This window comes from Streptomyces sp. NPDC096205, from assembly GCF_044763135.1.
Taxonomy (GTDB): domain Bacteria; phylum Actinomycetota; class Actinomycetes; order Streptomycetales; family Streptomycetaceae; genus Streptomyces.
The window spans coordinates 121,909-144,519 of sequence record NZ_JBIWFS010000008.1; the positions used below are offsets into that span (position 1 = coordinate 121,909).

Consider the following 22,611-nt stretch of genomic DNA (forward strand, 5'->3'; position numbering starts at 1 on the left):
CGAAAGCAGTCCGCCCGGCCCTCTCGGCTCGGAGGTAGCGGCGGGGGCCGGAGGTGGTCCGCTCGGCTCGACCGGGTCGGAGGTGGTCCGCCCGGTCGGGCCCAGGGCAGTCCGCCCGGCCCCCTCGGCTCAGAGGTAGTAGCGGGCCACCGACTCGGCCACGCACACCGGCTTGTCGCCGCCCTCGCGCTCCACGACGAAGGCGGTGGTCACCTGCACGCCGCCCGCGACGTCCTCGACACCGCTGATCGTCGCGGTGGCGCGCAGCCGGGAGCCCACGGGCACGGGCGCGGGGAAACGGACCTTGTTGGTGCCGTAGTTGACGCCCATCTTCACGCCCTCGACGCCGATCAGCTGCGGCCCGAACAGCGGCAGCAGCGACAGCGTGAGGTAGCCGTGCGCGATGGTCGTGCCGAACGGGCCCGCGGCGGCCTTCTCCGGATCGACGTGGATCCACTGGTGGTCACCGGTGGCCTCGGCGAACTGATCGATCCGCTTCTGGTCGATCTCGACCCAGTCGGTGTACCCGAGCTGTTCGCCCACCGCCGCCTTGAGCTCCTCGACGGACGTGAAGATCCTCGGCTCTGCCATGTCGTCCCGGCCTTCCCTGTGCATCACACGGTCACCATGTCTAAGCAACTGCTTAGCATGCTAGCGCCGAGGCCCCCTGTCAACGGACTGTCCGCGTCCTGGGCTCTGTAGGGTTCGATAGGGTTCGAGGGGTGCCCCAGATTCCCGAGAAGATCCACGAGCTCACGGTCGGCCAGCTCGCCGCGCGCAGCGGCGCCGCCGTCTCCGCCCTGCACTTCTACGAGTCCAAGGGCCTGATCAGCAGCCGCCGCACCGCGGGCAACCAACGCCGTTACACCCGTGACGCGCTGCGCCGCGTCGCCTTCGTCCGGGCCGCCCAGCGGGTCGGCATCCCGCTGGCCACGATCAGGGACGCCCTCGCCGAACTCCCCGAGGAACGCACCCCCACCCGCGAGGACTGGGCGCGGCTGTCCGAGGCCTGGCGCTCCGAGCTGGACGAGCGGATCACGCAGCTCAACCGGCTGCGCGACCACCTCACCGACTGCATCGGCTGCGGCTGTCTCTCCCTGGACACCTGCGCCCTGTCCAACCCCGACGACGCCTTCGGCGACCGCCTCACCGGCTCCCGCCTGATGACCGAACGCCCCGGCGGCCCCCGCCCCCGCCGCTCCGAGCCGGCGCGCACGACCGCACAGCAGGACCAGTGCTGCTAGGAGCCCGGCTCGCCCGGAATCGCCCCGCCCGGCATCGACCGCGGCGGGGCGCGCCTCTCGGGTAGCCATGGGCTGAGCCCCGGAGGCCCCACCGCTGGCGACGCACCCGACCGGCTGGTAGCGTCGCGATCTTCGGCCGGCCCCGGGTCGCGCACGGAGTCCTGACGGGACGAACCCCGATGACCTCAGCCGCCCTCGCCAGGGCCCTCGCCGACATCGATGCGGTCTTCCACGGCTTCGCCAACCCCCAGGAGAGCGGCTGCGGCTACTGCCACGGCGAGACCGAGATCGCGTACCTGCGCACGCCCTCCGTGCCGCTGCCCCTGGACTCGCTGGGCATGTTCCTCTTCGAGGTGCCCGACCACTTCGACGACCACGCGACGGCGATGCGCAGACTTCTTCCGCAGGGCGCACGGGCGATGGCCGAGGGCAGTCTCTCCGTCCTCGCCCTGGGTGCTCACGGAATGACCCGCGTGCGGTGGCGCTTCTGGCCGGCCGAGCAGGTGGCCGCCGTGGACGCGTTCCTGCACGCCTGGTGGCAGGACTCCGTGACCACGCCCGAACCGCCGTACGGCATCGAGGACGTCTTCGACACCTGCGTCACGATCGCCCGCACCGTCACGCCCTTCCTGGACCCCTGGCCCCACGGCCCGGTCCCCGACGCGCACTTGGCGCGCTGCGCCGCCCTCTGGCTCTACGAACTCCTCTCCGACTGCTCCCCCTTCTCCTGGTGGTACGACGACACCGCCGAGCGCGGTCTCACCGATCTGCGTGCCTGGCTGTCCGGCCCCGGCGCCGCCCGCCTGCGCGCCCAGAGCGAGCCCGACCTCGCCATCCGCGCCGAACTACTCGTCCTGCCGTACGACGAGCGCTGGGCCCACCCGTACTGGGAGACCGCCCCGGTCCCGGACTGAGCACGAACGCCCCTCGGCCGGTTGAGCGACCGCCCGAGCGACGGTCTGAGCGCGGGCGCCCCCCGTGGGCCTTTGGCCGCACCCTCAGCTCATCCATCGCCCCCGTAGCCGCGGCGACCGTGCCCAAGTCCCCGCGACGTGACCGCGCCAGCACCCCTCAGTCGAAGGAGCAACCGCCTGAGCCCGGGCACCCCCCGTAGGCCCTTGGCCGCACCCTCAGCTCCCCCGTCGCCACCCCGTGGTCGCGGTGACCGTGCTCTCGACCCCCGGTCGCGCCACGCGGGCCCGCCCCCGTTGCCCCCGTAGCCGTGCCCGGCCTCGGTCGGCCCGGCTGGGTCAGGCCGACACCAGCAGGCGTCCCCGCATCGCGCCGGCCAGCGCCTCCGGCGTCAGCACGGGGCGAGGGACGAGGATGCCGCACTCCACGCAGACCGGACCCGAGGACGGCTCGTGGGACAGGCCGTCCTTCCACACCAGTCGCTCGCCGTCGCACACCGGGCACGAGACCCCCGGCTCGCGCTCCAGCGCGGCGATCAGCCGCCGGAGCACCTCGGCGAGCGGCTCGCGCGGGTGGACGCGCGGGGCGTCGCACCAGGCGACACCGAAACCGCCCCAGGTCAGCCGGTGCCAGTCGTCCACGCTGCCCGGCCGGCGCAGCCCGTCGTGCTTCTCCTTCTTACGGCGCTCGGCGAAGTCGACCTCATAGGCCAGCCACACCGACCGCGCCTCCTCCAGCTCTTCCAGCGCGGCCACGAGCCGCGCCGGGTCGGGGGACCTGTCCTCCGGACCGAAACCGGCCCGGAGGCACAGATGGTTCCAGGTCGCCCTGTGTCCGTAGGGTGCGAACCGCTCAAGGCACTTACGCAGCGAGTAGCGCCGTAGCGCCAGATCGCACCGCGGATCGCGCACCTGTCTCGCGAGACTCCGGAATCCGGCCATCGCCCTGCACCTCCGTCACACCTGCACCTGTACTTCGGTCACTTCGGCGTCGTCGTACGGGCCGCCGTACGGGCCGTCGTACGAACGTCTCCGAATAGACGTGTGCACACCCCGTTCGGCTCCCTTCGAAACCCGCTCCGACTCCGCCTTGTCGCAATCACGACCCCCGTCCGGCTCCACCCGGCTCGTAAATCTGACGCATGTTCATCTTCGAACCCGGGGATACCGCCGGTAACGTCCGGCCCCCGTCCCGTCGGTAGGAGCAGCCATGCCACGGCTCACCCCACGCAACCTGCTCGACAGAATGAGAACTCCCGGCGCCCTCCCCGGGTTCCTGAAGACGGCATCCGTATGCACGCTCATTGCCGGTCTTTTGTCTCCGCTCGCCCCGGCGGCCGCCGCCCCCACGGCTCAGGCCGCCGTCGCCGACCACTGCGGCGGACACTGCTCGGACATCCTGCCGCCCGGCCAGAACGGCAACGCCACCCTCGCCCAGATCCTGCTCAACCAGGCCTTCGGCAGCATGCCCGCGCACGCCTCCGACCAGCTCGGCCCCTACGCGAAGCTCGCCACCGGCTACCCCGCCCTCACCGAGGCGACCCTCAGCACCTTCTTCAACGACGCCTCCTTCGGCGTCCCCGCCGACCAGGTCGCCTCCACCGTCCGCCCCGCCGGACGCACCGACGTCACGATCGTCCGCGACAAGAAGACCGGCGTCCCGCACATCACCGGCACCACCCGCTACGGCACCGAGTTCGGCGCCGGGTACGCGGCCGCCGAGGACCGGCTTTGGCTGATGGACGTCTTCCGGCACGTCGGACGCGGCCAGTTGACCTCCTTCGCCGGCGGCGCCCCCGCCAACCAGGGCCTGGAGCAGGAGTTCTGGCGCAATGCGCCCTACACCGAGGCCGAACTCCAGGCCCAGATCGACAACGCCGTCGCCCGCAACGGCGAGCGCGGCCGGCAGGCCATGGCCGATGTGACCGCCTACATCGACGGCGTCAACGCCTATATCGACGCCTCCGACAGCGGCCGCTACTTCCCCGGCGAGTACGTCCTGACCGGCCACAAGGACTCGGTCACCAACGCCGGCACCATCGAGCACTTCAAGCCCACCGACATGGTCGCCCTGGCCTCCGTCATCGGCGCCCTGTTCGGCTCGGGGGGCGGCGGCGAGGTGAACAACGCCCTGTCCCTGCTCGCCGCCCAGCAGCGCTACGGCGTCGCCGAGGGCACCGAGGTGTGGGAGTCGTTCCGGATGCGCAACGACCCCGAGGCCGTGCTCACCGTCCACGACGGCAGCTTCCCCTACGCCGGCCGGCCCGCCACCCCGCAGGGCCGCGCACTGCCCGACGCCGGCTCCGTGGTCCGCGAGCCGCTCGTGTACGACCGCACCGGCAGCGCGTCAGGCAGCAGCGCCGCGAACGCCTCCACGGCCGCCGCACGGGAGGCCGTCAGCTCGGCCCGGCGCGGCATGTCCAACGCCCTTGTCGTCAGCGGCGAGCACACCGCGAGCGGCCACCCCATCGCCGTGTTCGGCCCCCAGACCGGCTACTTCGCACCCCAGCTGCTGATGCTCCAGGAGATCCAGGGCCCGGGCCTGAGCGCCCGCGGCGCCTCCTTCGCGGGCCTGAGCATGTACGTCGAACTGGGCCGCGGCCAGGACTACGCCTGGAGCGCCACCACCTCGGGCCAGGACATCATCGACACCTACGCCGTCGAGCTGTGCCAGGACGACCACCACTACCTCTACCGCGGTACCTGCACCCCGATGGAGAAGGTCGAGCGCAAGAACGCCTGGCAGCCCACCACCGCCGACAGCACCCCGGCCGGTTCGTACACCATGCGGGTCTGGCGCACGAAGTACGGCCCTGTCGAGTACCGCGCGACCGTGGGCGGCAAGAAAGTCGCCTACACCACCCTGCGCACCTCCTTCCTGCACGAGGCCGACTCCATCATCGGCTTCCAGATGCTGAACGATCCGGACCGCGTGAAAGATCCCGCCTCGTTCCAAAGCGCGGTGCAGCACATCAACTACACGTTCAACTGGTTCTACGCCGACTCCGAGCACACCGCGTACTACAACAGCGGCGACAACCCCCTGCGGGCCACGGACGTGGACGCCGAGTTCCCCGTCTGGGCGCGGCAGGCCTACGAGTGGCAGGGCTGGGACCCGACGGCCAACACCGCCACCTACACCCCGGCCTCCGCCCACCCCCACTCGGTCGACCAGGACTACTACATTTCCTGGAACAACAAGCAGGCCGAGGACTACGCGGCCGCGCCCTGGGGCGAGGGCTCCGTGCACCGCGGCGACCTCCTCGACGACCGGGTCCGGCGGCTGGTCGCCGCGGGCGGGGTGACCCGTACCGCACTGGTGAAGGCGATGGCCGAGGCCGCACTCACCGACCTGCGCGCCGAGGACGTCCTGCCCGGTCTGCTCGAAGTGATCACGAGCACGCCGGTGTCCGACCCGGCGGCCGCCGCGGCCGTCACCAAGCTCCAGGCGTGGCTGTCGGCGGGCGGCCGGCGCACGGAGACCTCGGCGGGCTCGAAGACGTACGCGCACGCCGACGCGATCCGCATCCTCGACGCCTGGTGGCCGCTGCTGGTGAAGGCCGAGTTCGCACCCGGCCTGGGCGCCGAGCTGTACACCGCCATGACCGCCAACCTGCCCGTCGACGAGTCACCCTCCGCCGCCCATGGGCCCACCGGCGCCCACGCGGGAAGCTCCTTCCAGTACGGCTGGTGGAGCTATGTCGACAAGGACATCCGCGCGGTCCTGGACAAGCCGGTCAAGGGACCCCTGGCACACGAGTACTGCGGCGGCGGCAGCCTCGGCGCCTGCCGGGACGCGCTCCTGACCACCCTCAAGGAAGCGGCGGGCCGTACGGCGGCCCAGGTCTACCCCGGCGACGACCAGTGCGCTGCCGGCGACCAGTGGTGCGCCGACGCAATCGTCCACCGCACGCTCGGCGGCATCAGGCACGGCAAGACCGGCTGGCAGAACCGCCCGACGTACCAGCAGGTCGTCGAGTTCACGTCCCATCGCTGACCCCGCCCGAACACCCCTGAACGCACGACGGCGGGCCGCCACCGGCCGCGGCCCGCCGCTTGGCGGCGTGCCGGGTGGGTGATCAGGTGTGGCCTGCCGGCCGGCCACGTGCTGCATGGGTTGCCGGATGCGGCCCGCTCCCCGGCCACGCCCGCGCGGGTCATCGGATGCGACGCGCCTGGCCACGTGCTGCGCGGGTGATCGGGGTGAGGCCCGCCGGCCCCGTCACGTCCCGCCCGGGTCATCGGGTGCAGCCCGCGCCTGGCCGCGTGCCGCGTGAGTGATCAGGCGTGGCGCGCCACAGCATCCACGACACCCCCCGTCGTCCAGGCCGACGCGCGCGGTGTCGCGCATCGTCCTGCCAACGGGGCCGCATGGCCATACGTCACGTCAGCGGTACAGCAGATACTCCTGCCGCACCCGCCGGAACGCCGCGAGTTCCTCCTGCCAGCCCGCCACGACGTCGTCGACGCCCGCGCCCGAGTCGATCGCGGTGCGCACCCAGGTGGACCCGGTGAGCTTGTCGATCCAGTTGTCGGCGCGCCAGGCGAAGCCGCTCCAGGCCCGCTTGGCGGTCACCAGCAGCGCGATCCCGGTGCGGACGGGGTCGTAGGCCGCCCGGTCGTGGACGTGGATCTGCACGCCGCCGACGGTCCTGCCCTGGAACTTGGAGAAGGTGGGCGCGAAGTACGCCTCCCGGAACCGCACGCCCGGCAGGGCGAGTTCGTTCGCGGCGGCGGCCCAGCGCCCGTCCAGGCCCTCCGCGCCGAGCAGTTCGAACGGCCGGGTCGTGCCGCGCCCCTCGGAGAGGTTGGTGCCCTCGAACAGGCACGTCCCCGAGTACACCAGCGCGGTGTCGGGCGTCGGCATGTTGGGGCTCGGCGGCACCCAGGGCAGCCCGGAGTCGTCGTGGAACTCCGTGCGCCGCCAGCCGGTCGTCCGCACCGTCTCCAGCGGCACGGGGGCGGTCAGGAACTCGCCGTTGAACAGCAGCGCCAGCTCCGCCACCGTCATCCCGTGCGCCTGCGAGATCGGCTGCCGTCCGACGAACGTCGCGAACTCCTTGTGCAGCACGGGCCCTTCGGCGGACCGCCCGCTCACCGGATTGGGCCGGTCCAGCACGACGAACCGTTTCCCCGCGAGCCGGGCCGCGTCCATGCAGTCGTAGAGCGTCCAGATGTACGTGTAGAAGCGCGCGCCCACGTCCTGGATGTCGAAGACGACCGTGTCCACGCCGGAGGCGGTGAAGACGTCGGCCAGCGGCTGTCCGCTCTTGAGGTAGGTGTCGTAGACCGGCAGCCCGGTCGCGGGGTCGTCGTAGCGGCCCTCGGAGCCGCCGGCCTGGGCGGTGCCGCGGAAGCCGTGCTCGGGGCCGAAGACGGCCGTGACGTTCACGCGCGTGTCGGCGTGCATGACGTCGACGATGTGGCGGGCGTCTCGGGTGATCCCGGTCGGGTTGGTGACGACGCCGACCTTCTGCCCGTCCAGCAGGGCGTAGCCGTCCGCGGCCAGCCGCTCGAACCCGGTCCGCAGCCGCCGTCCGCCGCCGGGCGGAGCCGTCGCGGCGGGGGTGGTCGTCGCCGCAGCCGGGGTGGTCGTCGCCGCGAGGGCGGCCGTCGTGGCGAGCAGGCTTCGTCGGGACGGCTTCATGCGGCGACCTCCGTGATCCCAGCGGGTGTCATGCCCACGCACGCTAGCGCGGGCCCGGGCCGCGGGGAACGAGGCCGACCGCAGGCGTCCCTCGGAAGCCACCCTTTCGCCACGACATACCGACTGGTTAGTCTGTCGCTGCGCAGAGCCGCGTGCCGCAGTCGGGGGTCGCCATGTCGACGCCGTGTGCATAAGGAGACCGATGGTGGAAGCCGTACAGGATGCCCGAGTGGTCGTCACCGGGGCGGGAGGAGGCATCGGTGCCGCGCTCGCCCGCCGCTTCGCCGCCGAGGGTGCCCGGGTCGTCGTCAACGACCTCGACGCCGCCAAGGCCGGGGCCGTCGCCGCGGAGATCGGCGGCATCGCGGTGCCCGGCGACGCCTCCGCGATCGTCGAGGACGCCCGCGACGCGCTCGGCGGCACCGTCGACGTCTACTGCGCCAACGCCGGAGTCGGCTCGGGCGGTTCCGAGGCCGCCGGCGAGGACGTCTGGGCGCTCGCCTGGGACGTCAACGTCATGGCCCACGTCCGCGCGGCCCGCGCCCTGCTCCCGGACTGGCTCGAGCGCGGCGAGGGCCGTTTCGTCTCCACCGTCTCCGCCGCGGGCCTCCTCACCATGATCGGCGCCGCCCCCTACAGCGTCACCAAGCACGGCGCCTACGCCTTCGCCGAGTGGCTCTCGCTGACCTACCGCCACCGAGGTCTGAAGGTCCACGCCATCTGCCCCCAGGGCGTGCGCACCGACATGCTCGACGCCACCGGCAGCGCCGGCGACCTGGTGCTCGTGCCGACCGCGATCGAACCGGACGACGTGGCCGAGGCCCTGTTCAAGGGCATGGCGGACAACCGCTTCCTGATCCTGCCGCACCCCGAGGCGGCGGGTTACTACCAGGCCCGGGCCGCTGACCCGGACCGCTGGCTGGGCGGGATGAACAAGGTCCAGCGCGCATGGGAGTCCGGCTCCTGAGCGGTCCGTGGGAAGATCTCCCGTCAGGAACCGCTTCCCGCCCCACGCAGACCGGGAAGCAACGAACGGAAGGGCAGGTGGCGCAGTGGCCAGGACGACGGACGGGGACGGCACGCCTGTGCCGCAGCGGCTCCTGGCCGCCGCCACCCGCCTCTTCGCCGAGCAGGGGTACGACCGCACCTCCGTGCAGGAGATCGTGGAGGCGGCCGGCGTCACCAAGGGCGCGCTCTACCACTACTTCGGCTCCAAGGACGACCTCCTGCACGAGGTGTACGCGCGCGTGCTGCGCCTCCAGCAGGAACGCCTCGACTTCTTCGCCAACGCCGACGAGCCGGTCGACAAGCGCCTGCGGGGCGCGGCGGCCGACGTCGTCGTCACGACGATCGAGAACCTCGACGACGCGTCGATCTTCTTCCGGTCGATGCACCACCTCAGCCCGGAGAAGAACAAGCAGGTGCGCTCCGAGCGCCGGCGCTACCACGAACGCTTCCGCGCCCTGATCGAGGAGGGCCAGCAGGCGGGCGTCTTCTCCAAGGCCACCCCGGCCGACCTGGTGGTCGACTACCACTTCGGCTCCGTCCACCACCTGTCCACGTGGTACCGCCCGGACGGCCCGATGACCCCGCAGGAGGTCGCCGACCACCTGGCCGACCTGCTGCTGCGCGCACTGCGCCCGTGAATCCGTAAGGGGCGGCCACCATGGGTGGCCGCCCCTTACGCGTATCCCTTTACAGGTACTTCTTCAGCTCCCGCCGCGCCAGCGACCGCTGGTGCACCTCGTCAGGGCCGTCGGCGATCATCAGCGTCCGCGCGGCCGCGTACAGCTCGGCCAGCGGGAAGTCCTGGCTCACGCCGCCCGCGCCGTGCAGCTGGATCGCCCGGTCGAGGATGTCCACCACCGCGCGCGGGGTGGCGATCTTGATGGACTGGATCTCGGTGTGGGCGCCCCGGTTGCCGACCGTGTCCATCAGCCAGGCCGTCTTCAGCACCAGCAGCCGCAGCTGCTCGACCGTCACGCGCGCGTCGGCGATCCAGTTGTGCACCACGCCCTGCTGCGCCAGCGCCTTGCCGAACGCCGTACGCGACACGGCGCGGCGGCACATCAGCTCGATCGCGCGCTCCGCCATGCCGATCAGCCGCATGCAGTGGTGGATGCGGCCCGGACCGAGGCGGGCCTGCGCGATGGCGAAGCCGCCGCCCTCCTCGCCGATCAGGTTCGACACCGGCACACGCGCGTGGTCGAAGATCAGCTCGGCGTGACCGCCGTGGGAGTGGTCCTCGTAGCCGAAGACCTGCATGGCCCGCTTGACGGTGACACCGGGGGTGTCGCGCGGGACGAGCACCATGGACTGCTGGCGGCGGATGTCCTCGCTGTCCGGGTCCGTCTTGCCCATCACGATGAAGATCTTGCAGTTCGGGTCCATCGCCCCGGAGATGTACCACTTACGGCCGGTGATGACGTACTCGTCGCCGTCCCGCTCGATGTGGGTGGTGATGTTGGTGGCGTCCGAGGAGGCCACCTCCGGCTCGGTCATCGCGAACGCCGAGCGGATCTCACCGGCCAGCAGCGGCTCCAGCCACTGCTTCTTCTGCCGGTCGTCACCGAACTGGTGGAGCACCTCCATGTTGCCGGTGTCCGGGGCGGAGCAGTTCAGCGCGACCGGCGCGAGCTGCGGGGAGCGCCCCGTGATCTCGGCCAGCGGCGCGTACTGCAGGTTCGTCAGCCCGGCCCCGTACTCGGTGTCCGGCAGGAACAGGTTCCACAGCCCCTGCCTGCGCGCCTCGGCCTTCAGCTCCTCCACCACGGCCGGGGTGTCCCACGGCGAGGCGAGCGCGGCGCGCTGCTCCTCGGCGACCGCCTCGGCCGGGTAGACGTACTCGTCCATGAAGGCCAGCAGCCTGGCGCGCAGCTCCTCCGTGCGCGCGTCGAACGCGAAGTCCATGTCCGTCAGCCTTCCTGAAGAGTGGTCAGACCGTGCTCGATGAAGACCGGCACCAGATCGCCGATGCGGTCGAAGCCGCGGCCGACCGTCTGGCCCAGGGTGTAGCGGTAGTGGATGCCCTCCAGGATTACGGCGAGCTTGAACCAGGCGAACGCCGTGTACCAGGCGACGGCCGAGACGTCCCGGCCCGAGCGGGCGGCGTACCGCTCGATCAGCTCGGCGGGGGAGGGATGCCCCGCGGCCGCGGCGGTGGTGCTCACGGGCGAGTCGGGAAGGTTCAGCGGCTCGCTGTACATCACCAGCAGCCCGAGGTCGGTCAGCGGATCGCCCAGGGTCGACATCTCCCAGTCGAGGATCGCCTTGATCGAGTCGTCCTCGCCGATCAGGACGTTGTCCAGCCGGTAGTCGCCATGCACCACGGTCGGCGCGGGGGAGCCCGGCAGCTCCCGGCCGAGCGCGGCGTGCAGCTCGTCGATGCCGGCGAGGTCGCGGTTGCGGGAGGCGTCCAGCTGCTTGCCCCAGCGGCGCAGCTGCCGGTCCAGGAACCCCTCGGGCCGCCCGAAGTCGCCGAGCCCCACCGCCTCCGGGTCGACGGCGTGCAGCTCGACCAGCGTGTCCACCAGCGACAGCACCGCGCCCCGGGTCCGCTCGGGGCCCAGCGGCGCGAGCTGGTCGGCCGTGCGGTACGGGGTCCCGGCCACGAACTCCATGACGTAGAACGAGGCCCCCAGCACCTCGTCGTCCTCGCACAGCAGCACCGGCGCAGGCACCGGCACGTTCGTCGGGTGCAGGGCGCTGATCACCCGGTGCTCGCGCTTCATGTCGTGCGCGGTGGCCAGCACATGCCCGAGCGGGGGCCGGCGTACGACCCACTTCGCCGAGCCGTCGGACACCTCGTACGTCAGGTTCGACCGCCCGCCCTCGATCAGCCGGCCGGTCAGCGGCCCCTGCACGAGCCCGGGCCGCTCGCGGTCGAGCAGTCCGCGCAGCCGGTCGAGGTCGAGCCCTGGCGGGTGGTCGGATGCCATCGTCGCTCCTACGTGCGTGTGAACAGGATGCGACTCATGATGCCGACCGGTCGGTATGTCGTCCAGTGGGGCGGGCCAACGTGATCGGAGCCACGATAGGCCGAGGGACGGCGGGGGAGTAGTGCGGCGGGCCTTGAGGGGGTGTTTCACGCCGCGCTCCGACGCGCCTGCCACGGCCGCCGCGCTCCGACGCGCCTGCCATGGCCGCCATGGCCGCCGTGCTCCGGCGCACCCGCCACGACCGTCGCCCCCACCATGGCCGCCACGGCCTGCGCGCTCCGCCACGGCCGCCACGGCCCGCCGCGCTCCGCCATGGCCGCCGCGCTCCGGCGCATCCGACGCGCCGGCCACTGCCGACGCACCCGCCACTGCCGCCGCGCTCCGCCGCGCCGGCCACGCCCGCCACTGCCGCCGCACCCCGCGGGCGCCCCCGCCACGGCCGCTTCTCAGAACACCAGCGTCGTCGCGCACACCGCCAGCGCCATGGTGCACAGTGTCGCCGCCGTGGCCTGGCCGGCGGTGAGGGTGTGGGGGCGGCCGGGGGTGCTCAGGGCGCGGATGCGGTGGTGGGCGACCAGGAGGAAGCCCAGCCACAGCAGGCAGCACAGGGCGCAGGTGAGGGCCGATTCGGTGGAGAGGCCGCCGCGAAGGGTGCTGCGTACGGCGAGCACGGCGGCGACCGTGCAGGCCAGCGTCGTGCGCCGCCAGGCCAGTCGGGTGCGTTCGGGCTGGAGTCCCGGATCGCGTTCGTCGGCCGGTCCGCTCACCCCTCCCACCCGATGAACACCACGACCCCCATCGCGAGGGCCACCACCGCGACGACCAGGCTCAGCAGCGCCGGGAAGCGGGACGTGGGCAGGTCCTCGCCCCGCCGCATGGCCCGCTCACAGCGCACCCAGTGGTTCACCGCCCGCAGGGAGGACAGCACGCCCGCCGCGAGCAACGCGAGTGCGAGGCCGACGCGCCAGCCCCATCTGAGGTCCGGCAGGAACTGGTCCACCGCGAAGCCGCCGCCGATCAGCGCGAGCGCGGTGCGCAGCCACGCCAGGAAGGTGCGCTCGTTGGCCAGTGAGAAGCGGTAGTCGGGGGTGTCGCCCTCCGCCCGGATGCGGTCGGGCGCGAACCATATCCGGACGTTCCGTACGAGTTCACTCACGTGAGTGACCCTATCCGGCGCGGTGCGCCACGAGCCGCTCGTACGCCACCAGGCCGTCCGGGACCCACTCCCACTCGGGCAGCCGGGTCCGCAGCTCGTCCTCCGTGACGAACGCGTGCCAGGCGACCTCCTCGGCCTGCGGCTGCACCGGGAGCGCGCAGCGGACCTCGTAGACGGCCGACCACCAGCTGTTTCCGGCGCCGTCGTCGTAGAGGAACTTGAAGAGGAAGTCGGGCTTCGGCAGTCCGCTCACGCCCAGCTCCTCCTCCGCCTCACGCAGGGCCGCGGCGTCGTAGGTCTCGCCCGCGCCCACGACTCCGCCGACGAACATGTCGTACAGCGAGGGGAAGACCAGCTTCGTCGCCGTCCGCCGGTGGACGAAGATCCGGCCCTCGGCGTCTGTGGCCTGGATGAACACGCAGCGGTGCCGAAGGCCTCGGGTGTAGACCTCGCCGCGGGGGAGCTGCCCGATGACCTGGTCGTGCTCGTCCACCACGTCGAGGATTTCGTCTGCGCTCATGGCGGCATCCAATCAGGACAGCGGCCCGGTCCCGCTGTCAGGCCCGCTGCAGGCGGACCGGCACGGCGGCGCTGCCCGCTGTCAGGCCCGCTGCAGCGCGGCCTCACGCGGCACGGCGGCACCCTTCGGCATCGCCGGATGCATCCCCAGCAGGACGATGCCCGTGACCACGGCGGCGAGGCCCGCGGCCTCCCAGGCCAGGGCGCCCGTGTCGGTGCGCAGGCGGTCGCCGAGGAAGCCGACGCCGCAGATGATGCCGGCCAGGGGCTGGGCGGCGGTCAGGGCGGGCAGGGAGGCGCGCAGCGAGGCCGTCTCGAAGGCGCTCTGGACCAGCAGCAGCCCGGTGACGCCGAGCAGCAGGACGGCGTACGGCTGCCAGCCGGTCAGCAGCTCGGCGAAGCCGCCGGCCGAGAAGCGCTCCCCGCTGACCCGGGTGAGGGCGTCCTGGACGCCGTAGAGCAGTCCGGCCGCCAGGGCCAGCAGCATCGGCGTGGAACACAGCCGGGTGCGCCTGGCGTACGCCGTGAGCAGCAGGGCGAGGCCGACCATCGCGCCGATGATCAGCCAGGGCCGCATCGGGTCGGCGACGGCGGTGCCGCCGCGGGGTTCGCCGGCCACGATGAACGCGGTCACCCCGCCCGCGAGCAGCGCGAGGCCCGCCCACCCCTGGCGCCCGAGCGGCTGCCGGGAGCTGCGCCGGGACAGGGCGAGGGCGAAGAGCAGGTTGGTCGCCAGCAGCGGCTCCACGAAGGAGATCTCGCCCTGGCCGAGGGCGACCGCGCCGAGCGCCATGCCGACGACCATCAGCCCGATCCCGCCCAGCCAGCGCGGCATCCGCATCAGGTCGAGCAGGAGCCTGGGGGAGAGGAAGTCGCCGAGCGGCGCCCGCTGGGCGGCCTGCTGCTGGAGGACGAACCCGAAGCCCAGACAGCAGGCGGCACCGACGGCGAGAAGCAGAACCAGAACCGACACGCTGCCGTACCTCGGTAGAAAACCCGGGAGACGGTGTGCTCCCGGACAGCCCATGGTCCGTCGCCGAACCCAGGTGCGCTATGGCGTACGTCACACGGCGGGCTTCGATGGAATCCGTCGGGATTCGACCTACTGTGTGGCCCCACATGCCACAACTGTCCCTTCCGTTTCAGGAGTTGACAGGTGTCACCCTGCTGGCGCCACTTGACGATGAGTATTGGCTCCAGGTTGGCTGTGCGTGATCGGTCGATGACGGCACTGACGTAGTGCTCCATAAATCGACATATCGCACCAATGTCCGACATTCCACATAGTCGGACATTCCGCATTGTCGTCGCACCACCGTCTTCAGGAAGTTCCCCCTCGGTGTCACCACCCCCGCCTCCTCTGGGCCGCGGTCGCAAGCGCTCGGCACAGACCTTCGACGCGGCACTCGACGACACCGACCTCGTGGCCGCGCGGGCCGCGCTCGCCCAGGGCCGCTGGCAGGCCGCGCGCTCGCTGCTCACCCACACGGGCGACGACTGGGACCGCCGGGGCCACCGCGTCACCGTGCTGGCGATGGAGAAGTACAGCGCCGCCTGGGCGCGCGAGTGGCGGCTCGCCGAACCCGAGTCCGCGGACGCCTCCGTCCTGCTCGCCCTGTCCCTGGTGCACCGCGTGCTGCACGACAAGGAGAAGCCCGACCGCGCCCGCGAGGCCTGCCGGGCCGCCGCCGGGCTCGTGCCGGCCGACCCGACCCCCTGGCTCGGGCTGCTGATGCTGGAGCGCGACCAGGGCGGCGACCAGGAGGCGGGGCGCGTCTTCGACGAGGTCCGCCACCGGCACCCCGAGCACCACCACGCCCATCACCTGATGGTCGCCCTGCTCGCCGAGGTCCGCGCGGAGGACGGCCCGGACCCGCTGCACGAGGTCTACGACTTCGCCAACTGGGCCGCCGAACAGGCACCCGCCGACTCCCCGCTCGCCATGCTCCCGGTCGTCGCGCACGCCGAGCGCTACCGCGTGCTCGCCGCCGCCGGCCACGAGAGCGCCGACCCGGTCGCCTCCGGCCACTGGGTCGGCCGGCGTGCCCGGCAGGTGATGAAGGCCGCCTTCGACTGGTGGCTGGAGTGGGAGCACGAGGACCACCCGCGCCGGCTGATCGACCTCAACTTCCTGGCCCACGCCAAGTCCTGCGAGGGCCGGGGCGCCGAGGCGGCCGCGCTGTTCCACCGCATCGGCGAGCACATCACCCCGCAGCCGTGGTCCTACCCGGATCGCGACCCGTACGCCGCCTTCCGCGCCGCGCGCGCCAGCACGCTCGGCACGGGCTGAACCACCCCGGACACCCCCACGGACCGGTCCCCCGAACAGTCCCCATGGTCCCCGAAAGGACGTCCCCGATGACAACGGGCAGTTCGAGAACCACCGCCCCCGGCAGCGCCGACGGCATCAACACCTTCAAGGGGCAGGAACGCGCCCTGCGCGCCGACCGCCTCGGCACGGGCGGACTGCTGCTGTCCGTCCTCGCCGCGACCGCGCCCCTCATGGTCGTCGCGGGTGTCATGCCCACGGCATTCGCGGTGATGGGCATCGTCGGCCAGCCGCTGCTCTTCGTCGTCCTCGGCGTGACGCTGGTGCTGTTCAGCGTCGGCTACGCCGAGATGAGCCGGCACGTCCACAACGCCGGCGCCTTCTACGCCTACATCTCCCGCGGCCTCGGCGGCACCGCCGGCGCGGGCGCCTCCTTCGTCGCCCTCGTCTCCTACAGCGCCCTCCAGGTCGGCATCTACGGCATCTTCGGCTTCGAGGTCTCCGGCCTGCTCGCCACCTACGCCGAGGTCGAGGTGGCCTGGTGGATACCGGCGCTGCTCGCGGTCGCGGTCGTCGGCGCGCTCGGCTGGCTGAAGATCGACGTCAACGCCCGCCTGCTCGGTGTCCTGCTGCTGATCGAGCTGGCCCTCGTGGTCATCTTCGACATCGCCGCGGTCGGTGACCCGGGCGCCGAGGGCCTGTCCCTGCACGCCTTCAACCCCGACACCCTCACCGGGGCGGGCGTGGGCACCGCGCTCTGCTTCTGCATCGCCGCGTTCACCGGCTTCGAGCAGGCGCCCGTCTACGCCGAGGAGACCAGCCGCCCGCACGTCCTCGTGCCGCGGGTGATGTTCCTCGCCGTCGGCTTCGTCGCCGTCTTCTTCGCCCTCAGCTCCTGGGCGCTGACGGTCGCCGCCGGCCCGTCGCAGATCGTCCCCACGGCTCAGAAGCAGAGCGCCGGACTGCTGTTCTTCCTCAGCGAGTCCCGGCTCGGCGGCACCTTCACCGACGTCATGCACGTGCTGTTCGTGACCGGCATGTTCGCCGCGCTGCTCAGCTTCCACAACGTCGTCGCCCGCTACGCCTTCGCCATGGGCCGCGAAGGCCTGCTTCCGGCCGCCTTCGGCCGCACCACCGGCAGCAGCGGCGCGCCCGGCACCGGCTCCCTGCTCCAGACGGTGATCTCCCTGCTGGTCGTGGCCGGCTTCGCGCTCGCCGACGACGCTCCGGTCGGCGACCCGACCGCGCCCGTCCTGCACCTGTTCACCTGGGGCGGCAACATGGGCGCGCTCGGCGTGATCCTGCTGATGGCGACGGCCTCCTTCTCCGTCGTCGCCTTCTTCGTCCGCCGCGGCGCCGCGGCCGCCCAGGCCTGGCGCCTGGCCGCCTCGACCGTGGCCGGCCTGGCCCTGCTGGTGATCGCCGTCTACACCGTCAAGGACATCGACGTCCTGATCGGCGCCGGCCCCAGCTCCTCCCTGAGCTGGATCCTGCCCGGCATCATCGTCCTCGCCCTCCTCGCCGGCCTCACCCACGGCCTCCTCCTGCGCTCCCGCGCCCCCGAGGCCCACGCCCGCATCGGCCTGGGCAACGAGGCCTTCCAACTGGAGAAGGCAGCCGGCTCCACCGACTGACCCGCCGTGCACACGGGCCTGCCTGGCCGGAACGCCCTCGCGCTCCTTCTTCTACGGGGCGCAGGGGGCTCCGGCCGGGAGGCGGGCCTCCCCGGGGCGGGACCCTGAGCCCGGGGCTCGCCGGCACCCGCTCGGGCCGGCCCCGCTTCCGCCGGAGCCCGCAGCGCCGGCACCTCAGCCCCACCCGCCCCCGGCCGGCTGATTACGGAACCCTGACGGGCGCCCCAACCCCCTGGTCCCGCCACAGCGCGGGTGCTCGAATGAGGGTGTGAACCCAGAACGCCCAGAACGCCCCGAACCCGAGGAGCCGGTCGGCAGGCCCATCGGGCGTCGTGTCCTGCTCGGCACGCTCGGCCTGGGGGCCCTCGGCGTCGTCGCCGCGCCTCCGCTCCAGCGCGGCCTGGAGTCCTTCCTCGGCAGCGCGGCCGACAAGGACCCGACCGGCCTGAGCCGCCTGCTGCCCAACGGCGGCGGCTTCCGCTACTACTCGGTCGTCTCCTCCGTCCCCCGCAAGTCCCCCGGGGACTACCGACTCAAGGTCGACGGCCTGGTCGACCGCCCCGCCACCTACACCCTGTCCGACCTCAGAGCCATGCCCCAGACCCGCCTCGTACGGGACGTACAGTGCGTCACCGGCTGGCGGGTCCCGGGTACGCCGTTCGAAGGGGTCCGCCTGTCGCGGCTGCTGGACGCGGTCGGGGTACGCGATCAGGCCCGGGCCGTGCGCTTCACCTGCTTCGACGGGGCGTACTCCGAGAGCCTCACCCTCGACCAGGCCCGCCGCTCCGACGTCCTGCTCGCCCTGCGCATGCAGGACGAGGACCTCGGCCACGCGCACGGCGGCCCCGTCCGCCTCTATGTGGCGCCCATGTACTTCTACAAGTCCGCCAAGTGGCTCTCGGGTATTACGCTCACCGACCGCGTCCGCCCCGGCTACTGGGAGGAACGCGGCTACGACGTCGACGCATGGGTCGGCCGCTCGAACGGACGCGACGATGACCCGACGACCTGACCCCCTCCGACCGGACCCCCTTCGACCGGACCCCCTGAGCCCCGGCACACGCACCCCGGACACCCGGCTGCGGCGCTTCACCCCGGCCGAACGCTGGGTCCACCGCACCACGGCCGCGCTGATGGGCATCTGCGTGCTCACGGCGGCCTGTCTCTACATCCCGGAGCTCGCCCAGCTCGTGGGCCGCCGCGAACTGGTGGTCCGGATCCACGAGTGGGCCGGCCTCGCCCTGCCCCTGCCCGTCCTGGCCGGTCTCGCCTCCCGGGCCTTCCGCGCCGACCTGCGCTTCCTCAACCGCTTCGGCCCGCACGACCGCGTCTGGCTGCGTGCCGCCCTGCGCCGCGACAAGCGGCCCGTGTCCCGCCCCGCGGGCAAGTTCAACGCCGGCCAGAAGGTCTACGCCGCCTGGATCGCCGGAGCCACCCTGGTGATGCTGGGCACCGGCCTGCTGATGTGGTTCACCCACCTCACCCCGCTGCGCTGGCGCACCAGCGCCACCTTCGTCCACGACTGGCTCGCCCTGACGGTCGGCGTCGTCCTCGCCGGCCACATCGGCATGGCCCTCGCCGACCCGGAGGCCCGCCGCGGCCTGCGCACGGGCCGGGTGAGCCGGGAGTGGGCGGACCGCGAACACCCGCTGTGGCGCCCCTGACCAGAACACACGGAGGCCGCCGGACCCCGATCGAGGAGTCCGGCGGCCTTCGTACGGTCGTACGGCCCGAGCCGGCTATATGACCAGCGACAGCAGCAGCACCACACCACCGGCGACCACGGAGATGATCGTCTCCATCAGCGACCAGGTCTTGATGGTCTGCCCGACCTTCAGGCCGAAGTACTCCTTCACCAGCCAGAAGCCGGCGTCGTTGACATGGCTGAAGAAGAGCGAGCCGGCGCCGATGGCCAGGACCAGCAGGGCCGTGTGCGTCGTCGACATGTCGGCCGCGAGCGGGGCCACCAGACCGGCCGCAGAGACGGTCGCCACGGTCGCCGAGCCGGTCGCGAGCCGGATCGCCACGGCGATCAGCCAGGCCAGCAGCAGGGCCGGGATCGACCAGTCCTCGGAGATCTCCAGGACCATCTGCCCGACACCGGAGTCGATCAGCGTCTGCTTGAAGCCACCGCCCGCGCCGACGATCAGCAGGATGCCCGCGATCGGCGCGAGGCCCTTCTCGACGGTCCCCGACAGGCGCTCCTTGGTGAACCCGGCGGGCCGGCCCAGCGTGAAGAACCCGAGCAGCACCGCCGCCAGCAGCGCGATCAGCGGCGAGCCGATCACGTCGAAGACGCGCTGCACGGTCTTGTCCGGGTCGTCCACCACGATGTCGACCAGCGCCTTGGACAGCATCAGCACGACCGGCAGCAGGATCGTCGCCAGCGTGGCACCGAAGCCCGGACGCCGCTCCAGCTCCTCCGAGGCACGCTGGGGGATCATCCGGTCCGGCGCGGGCACGTCCACCCAGCGCGCGGCGACCTTGGAGAACAGCGGACCGGCGATGATCACGGTCGGGATCGCCACGAGCACACCGAGCGCCAGCGTCACGCCGAGGTTGGCCTGCACGGCGTCGATCGCGACCAGCGGACCGGGGTGCGGCGGCACCAGACCGTGCATCACCGACAGACCGGCCAGCGCCGGGATGCCGATCCGCATCAGCGAGTAGTTGCCGCGCTTGGCGACCATCAGCACGACCGGGATCAGCAGCACGACGCCGACCTCGAAGAACAACGGCAGACCGATCACGGAGGCGATCAGCACCATCGCCCACGGCATCGACCGGCCCCCCGCCTTGGCGAGGATCGTGTCGACGATCTGGTCGGCGCCGCCGGAATCGGCGAGCAGCTTGCCGAGGATCGCGCCCAGCGCGATCAGCACGCCCACACCGGCCACGGTGGAGCCGAGCCCGGTGGTGAAGCTGGCGATCGCCTTGTCGAGCGGCGCCCCGGCGAACGCGCCCAGCGCCAGCGACCCGACGGTCAGCGCCAGGAAGGCATGAAGCTTGAACTTGGTGATGAGCAGGACGATGACGGCGATGCCCGCCAGCACGGCGACGCCCAGCTGGGCGTGCCCGGCCGAGGTGATGGGCTCGACGGTGTCCGCTGCCAGCATCTCGACGCTGAGTCTGGTCACGGGGATTCCCTTGCAGGTACGGGGGACGGGGGAGGGGTGGTGCGGGAGTTACAGCGCCGGATCGGGGAGGGCGCTCAGCGCGTGCACGGCACGCTCGGTGATCTCCTCCGGGGATCCGGAGACGTCGACGGCCACGCCGGCCTCGTCCGCCTCGAGCGGCTGGAGCGTGGCGAACTGCGAGTCGAGCAGCGCGGTCGGCATGAAGTGCCCCTGCCGGTGCGACATGCGGTCCAGGATCAGCGCGCGGTCGCCCGTGAGGTGGACGAACACGATGTCCGGGGCGGCCGCCCGCAGCCGGTCGCGGTACGACCGCTTCAGCGCGGAGCTGCTGACGACACCGCCGAGCCCGGCCCGGCCGTGCGCCCAGGTGCCGATGGCGTCGAGCCACGGCCACCTGTCGTCGTCGTCCAGCGGGACACCGGCCGACATCTTGGCGATGTTGGCCTGCGGATGGAAGTCGTCGCCCTCGGCATAGGGGACGCCGAGCCGGGCGGCGAGCAGAGGACCGATCGTGGTCTTGCCCGTTCCGGCGACGCCCATCACCACGACGACGTGGGGGGTACGCATCACTGCCTCGCTGTCTTCTTCGACATGCGACGTCGACCTCCGACGTCTGACGTCGCCCTACTGAAACCTATTAGGTACGACGAATTCAAGAAGCTGTGATGAATAAGTCTGACTTTTTATGTCCGTAGCGGCCCCCGTACCCTGAGTGCATGACCACACCGGGCCGCGGGCTGCACGGCCGTGTACTGGACACCCTCGGCCCCGAGATCACCGCGGGCGACTACCCGCCGGGCAGCGTGCTGCGCACCGACGAACTGGCCCAGCGCTTCGACGTCTCCCGCTCGGTGATGCGCGAGGCGGTGCGCGTCCTGGAGTCGATGCACCTGGTGGAGTCCCGCCGAAGGGTGGGCGTGACCGTGCTCCCCGAGTGCGAGTGGAACGTCTACGACCCGCAGGTCATCCGCTGGCGCCTGGCCGGCGCCGACCGCCCGCGCCAACTGCGCTCGCTCACGGTCCTGCGCTCCGCCGTGGAACCCGTGGCCGCCGGGCTGGCCGCCCGCCACGCCACCGCACAACAGTGCGCCGAGCTCACCGAGTGCGCCCTCGGCATGGTCGCCCACTCACGCGGCCACAAGCTGGAGGGCTATCTGTTCCACGACATCGCCTTCCACCGCGCGATCCTCACGGCCTCCGGCAACGAGATGTTCGCCCGGCTCGGCGATGTCGTCGCCGAGGTCCTGGCCGGCCGCACCCATCACGACGTGATGTTCGAGGACCCCGACCCCGCGGCCGTCACCCTGCACGTCCGGGTCGCCGAGGCCGTCCGCGCCCGCGACGCGGCCCGCGCCGAGGAACTCACCCGCCAGATCACGGTCGGCGCCCTCCAGGAACTGGACATCCTGGCGCCGTAGGACCGCACGTCCGCGGGCTACTCCAGGAAGTCCCCGTCGACGTACACCCACGCCCCGTCGACCCGCTCGAACCGGCTGCGCTCATGCAGCGAGCCGCCCCGGTACGACGCCCGGAAGGTGACCGTGCCGGTGGTGTGGAAGGCCGAGCCCGCGGATGCCTCCAGGATCTCCAGCCCGGTCCACCGCATGGCCGGGTCGAGGTCGAGGCGCGCCGGGCGCGTGCGCGGATGCCAGGTCCGCAGCAGATAGCCCGCGTCCTGCCGCACGAAGGCGCTGTAGCGCGACCGCATCAGGGCCTCGGCGGTCGGCGCGGCCGCCGCACCCGAGTGGAAACGCCCGCAGCAGGCGTCGTACGACTCGGGCAGCCCGCACGGGCACGCACGCGTGGTCATCGCCGAAGTCCTCCGCAAAAGCATCCGCAAAAGCAGAAGACCCCTGGTCAACAGGGGTCTCAGCTGGTGTCCGAGGGGGGACTTGAACCCCCACGCCCGATAAAGGGCACTAGCACCTCAAGCTAGCGCGTCTGCCATTCCGCCACCCGGACAAGGTGTCTGTCGTGCGGGGTTTCCCCCGCGGCGACGTCGTAAACATTACCAGGCTTTCGAGGGTGTCCGATCACAGCCGGCCGTGAGCGCCCTCACGGCCCGCGCCGGCCCGTGCCGCGTGAACGGCGTGTGTCGGGCCGGGACCGGTCTTGGGACGCGGCCCGGCGGGGTGGAGGATGAGGGAGACCACCAG

Annotated in this window: 22 protein-coding genes and 1 tRNA gene; 10 read left to right on the plus strand and 13 right to left on the minus strand. The window is 72.0% G+C overall.

Annotated features, from left to right (window positions below):
- Positions 1–129: 129 nt before the first annotated feature.
- Complete coding sequence (locus ACIQ6Y_RS27865; RefSeq protein ID WP_404042772.1) at positions 130–591, minus strand: MaoC family dehydratase; 462 nt, start codon at positions 589–591, stop codon at positions 130–132.
- A gap of 131 nt (positions 592–722) precedes the next feature.
- Here ACIQ6Y_RS27865 and soxR point away from each other — a divergent pair, with 131 nt between their 5' ends.
- Together soxR and ACIQ6Y_RS27875 are read left to right on the plus strand one after the other, a co-directional pair.
- On the plus strand, positions 723–1,244 hold the full coding sequence (gene soxR / locus ACIQ6Y_RS27870) for a redox-sensitive transcriptional activator SoxR (protein WP_404042773.1): 522 nt from the start codon (positions 723–725) through the stop codon (positions 1,242–1,244).
- A 179-nt stretch (positions 1,245–1,423) separates the two neighbouring features.
- Positions 1,424–2,158 carry a hypothetical protein gene (locus tag ACIQ6Y_RS27875; RefSeq protein ID WP_404042774.1) on the plus strand — a complete coding sequence of 245 codons (735 nt, stop codon included), beginning with the start codon at positions 1,424–1,426 and terminating at the stop codon, positions 2,156–2,158.
- A 336-nt stretch (positions 2,159–2,494) separates the two neighbouring features.
- Here the strand turns inward: ACIQ6Y_RS27875 and ACIQ6Y_RS27880 are convergent, their stop codons facing one another.
- The gene (locus ACIQ6Y_RS27880; RefSeq protein WP_404042775.1) at positions 2,495–3,097 is read right to left on the minus strand and encodes a hypothetical protein; all 603 of its coding nucleotides are present in this window, start codon (positions 3,095–3,097) and stop codon (positions 2,495–2,497) included.
- Positions 3,098–3,365: 268 nt separating this feature from the next.
- Between ACIQ6Y_RS27880 and ACIQ6Y_RS27885 the strand changes: the two genes are divergently transcribed.
- Entirely contained in the window at positions 3,366–6,152 is a 2,787-nt protein-coding gene (locus ACIQ6Y_RS27885; protein ID WP_404042776.1) for a penicillin acylase family protein, read from the plus strand.
- A 390-nt stretch (positions 6,153–6,542) separates the two neighbouring features.
- Here the strand turns inward: ACIQ6Y_RS27885 and ACIQ6Y_RS27890 are convergent, their stop codons facing one another.
- Positions 6,543–7,802, minus strand: a complete 1,260-nt coding sequence (locus ACIQ6Y_RS27890) for an exo-beta-N-acetylmuramidase NamZ domain-containing protein (RefSeq protein WP_404042777.1) — start codon at positions 7,800–7,802, stop codon at positions 6,543–6,545.
- Positions 7,803–8,004: 202 nt separating this feature from the next.
- Here ACIQ6Y_RS27890 and ACIQ6Y_RS27895 point away from each other — a divergent pair, with 202 nt between their 5' ends.
- Positions 8,005–8,769: an SDR family oxidoreductase gene (locus tag ACIQ6Y_RS27895; protein ID WP_404042778.1), complete on the plus strand. Its 765-nt coding sequence runs from the start codon at positions 8,005–8,007 to the stop codon at positions 8,767–8,769.
- 85 nt (positions 8,770–8,854) lie between these two features.
- Positions 8,855–9,448: a TetR/AcrR family transcriptional regulator gene (locus ACIQ6Y_RS27900; protein WP_404042779.1), complete on the plus strand. Its 594-nt coding sequence runs from the start codon at positions 8,855–8,857 to the stop codon at positions 9,446–9,448.
- Between the two features lie 49 nt (positions 9,449–9,497).
- Here the strand turns inward: ACIQ6Y_RS27900 and ACIQ6Y_RS27905 are convergent, their stop codons facing one another.
- The 6 genes from ACIQ6Y_RS27905 to ACIQ6Y_RS27930 form a co-directional block, all read right to left on the minus strand.
- Positions 9,498–10,712: an acyl-CoA dehydrogenase family protein gene (locus tag ACIQ6Y_RS27905; RefSeq protein ID WP_404042780.1), complete on the minus strand. Its 1,215-nt coding sequence runs from the start codon at positions 10,710–10,712 to the stop codon at positions 9,498–9,500.
- Positions 10,713–10,717: 5 nt separating this feature from the next.
- Positions 10,718–11,740 (minus strand): phosphotransferase family protein, encoded by a 1,023-nt coding sequence (locus ACIQ6Y_RS27910; RefSeq protein WP_404042781.1) that lies wholly within the window; start codon positions 11,738–11,740, stop codon positions 10,718–10,720.
- A gap of 446 nt (positions 11,741–12,186) precedes the next feature.
- Positions 12,187–12,507 (minus strand): DUF202 domain-containing protein, encoded by a 321-nt coding sequence (locus ACIQ6Y_RS27915; RefSeq protein WP_404042782.1) that lies wholly within the window; start codon positions 12,505–12,507, stop codon positions 12,187–12,189.
- Entirely contained in the window at positions 12,504–12,896 is a 393-nt protein-coding gene (locus tag ACIQ6Y_RS27920; RefSeq protein WP_404042783.1) for a YidH family protein, read from the minus strand. The genes ACIQ6Y_RS27915 and ACIQ6Y_RS27920 overlap by 4 nt, the downstream gene beginning before the upstream one ends.
- Positions 12,897–12,906: 10 nt before the next feature.
- Positions 12,907–13,416 (minus strand): NUDIX domain-containing protein, encoded by a 510-nt coding sequence (locus tag ACIQ6Y_RS27925; RefSeq protein ID WP_404042784.1) that lies wholly within the window; start codon positions 13,414–13,416, stop codon positions 12,907–12,909.
- Positions 13,417–13,497: 81 nt separating this feature from the next.
- The gene (locus ACIQ6Y_RS27930; protein ID WP_404042785.1) at positions 13,498–14,388 is read right to left on the minus strand and encodes a DMT family transporter; all 891 of its coding nucleotides are present in this window, start codon (positions 14,386–14,388) and stop codon (positions 13,498–13,500) included.
- A 366-nt stretch (positions 14,389–14,754) separates the two neighbouring features.
- On the opposite strand from ACIQ6Y_RS27930, the gene ACIQ6Y_RS27935 reads away from it, so the two are divergent.
- The 4 genes from ACIQ6Y_RS27935 to ACIQ6Y_RS27950 all read left to right on the plus strand — a co-directional run bounded on the left by ACIQ6Y_RS27935 (position 14,755) and on the right by ACIQ6Y_RS27950 (position 18,982).
- Complete coding sequence (locus ACIQ6Y_RS27935) at positions 14,755–15,705, plus strand: hypothetical protein (RefSeq protein WP_404042786.1); 951 nt, start codon at positions 14,755–14,757, stop codon at positions 15,703–15,705.
- 68 nt (positions 15,706–15,773) lie between these two features.
- Complete coding sequence (locus ACIQ6Y_RS27940) at positions 15,774–17,318, plus strand: APC family permease (protein WP_404042787.1); 1,545 nt, start codon at positions 15,774–15,776, stop codon at positions 17,316–17,318.
- Positions 17,319–17,586: 268 nt separating this feature from the next.
- A complete protein-coding gene (locus ACIQ6Y_RS27945) occupies positions 17,587–18,330 on the plus strand; it encodes a molybdopterin-dependent oxidoreductase (protein ID WP_404042789.1) in 744 nt (247 codons plus the stop codon).
- Positions 18,314–18,982, plus strand: a complete 669-nt coding sequence (locus tag ACIQ6Y_RS27950; protein WP_404042791.1) for a cytochrome b/b6 domain-containing protein — start codon at positions 18,314–18,316, stop codon at positions 18,980–18,982. The genes ACIQ6Y_RS27945 and ACIQ6Y_RS27950 overlap by 17 nt, the downstream gene beginning before the upstream one ends.
- A gap of 75 nt (positions 18,983–19,057) precedes the next feature.
- Here the strand turns inward: ACIQ6Y_RS27950 and ACIQ6Y_RS27955 are convergent, their stop codons facing one another.
- Both ACIQ6Y_RS27955 and ACIQ6Y_RS27960 read right to left on the minus strand, forming a co-directional pair.
- Positions 19,058–20,455, minus strand: coding sequence for a gluconate:H+ symporter (locus tag ACIQ6Y_RS27955; protein WP_404042793.1), 1,398 nt, complete (start codon positions 20,453–20,455; stop codon positions 19,058–19,060).
- 48 nt (positions 20,456–20,503) lie between these two features.
- The gene (locus ACIQ6Y_RS27960; RefSeq protein WP_404042795.1) at positions 20,504–21,022 is read right to left on the minus strand and encodes a gluconokinase; all 519 of its coding nucleotides are present in this window, start codon (positions 21,020–21,022) and stop codon (positions 20,504–20,506) included.
- A 149-nt stretch (positions 21,023–21,171) separates the two neighbouring features.
- Here ACIQ6Y_RS27960 and ACIQ6Y_RS27965 point away from each other — a divergent pair, with 149 nt between their 5' ends.
- On the plus strand, positions 21,172–21,873 hold the full coding sequence (locus ACIQ6Y_RS27965) for a FadR/GntR family transcriptional regulator (protein ID WP_404042797.1): 702 nt from the start codon (positions 21,172–21,174) through the stop codon (positions 21,871–21,873).
- A 17-nt stretch (positions 21,874–21,890) separates the two neighbouring features.
- Here ACIQ6Y_RS27965 and ACIQ6Y_RS27970 read toward each other — a convergent pair whose 3' ends face one another.
- Positions 21,891–22,265, minus strand: a complete 375-nt coding sequence (locus ACIQ6Y_RS27970) for a YchJ family protein (protein ID WP_404042799.1) — start codon at positions 22,263–22,265, stop codon at positions 21,891–21,893.
- 64 nt (positions 22,266–22,329) lie between these two features.
- Positions 22,330–22,417: transfer RNA gene (locus ACIQ6Y_RS27975), tRNA-Leu, on the minus strand.
- Positions 22,418–22,611 lie beyond the last annotated feature (194 nt).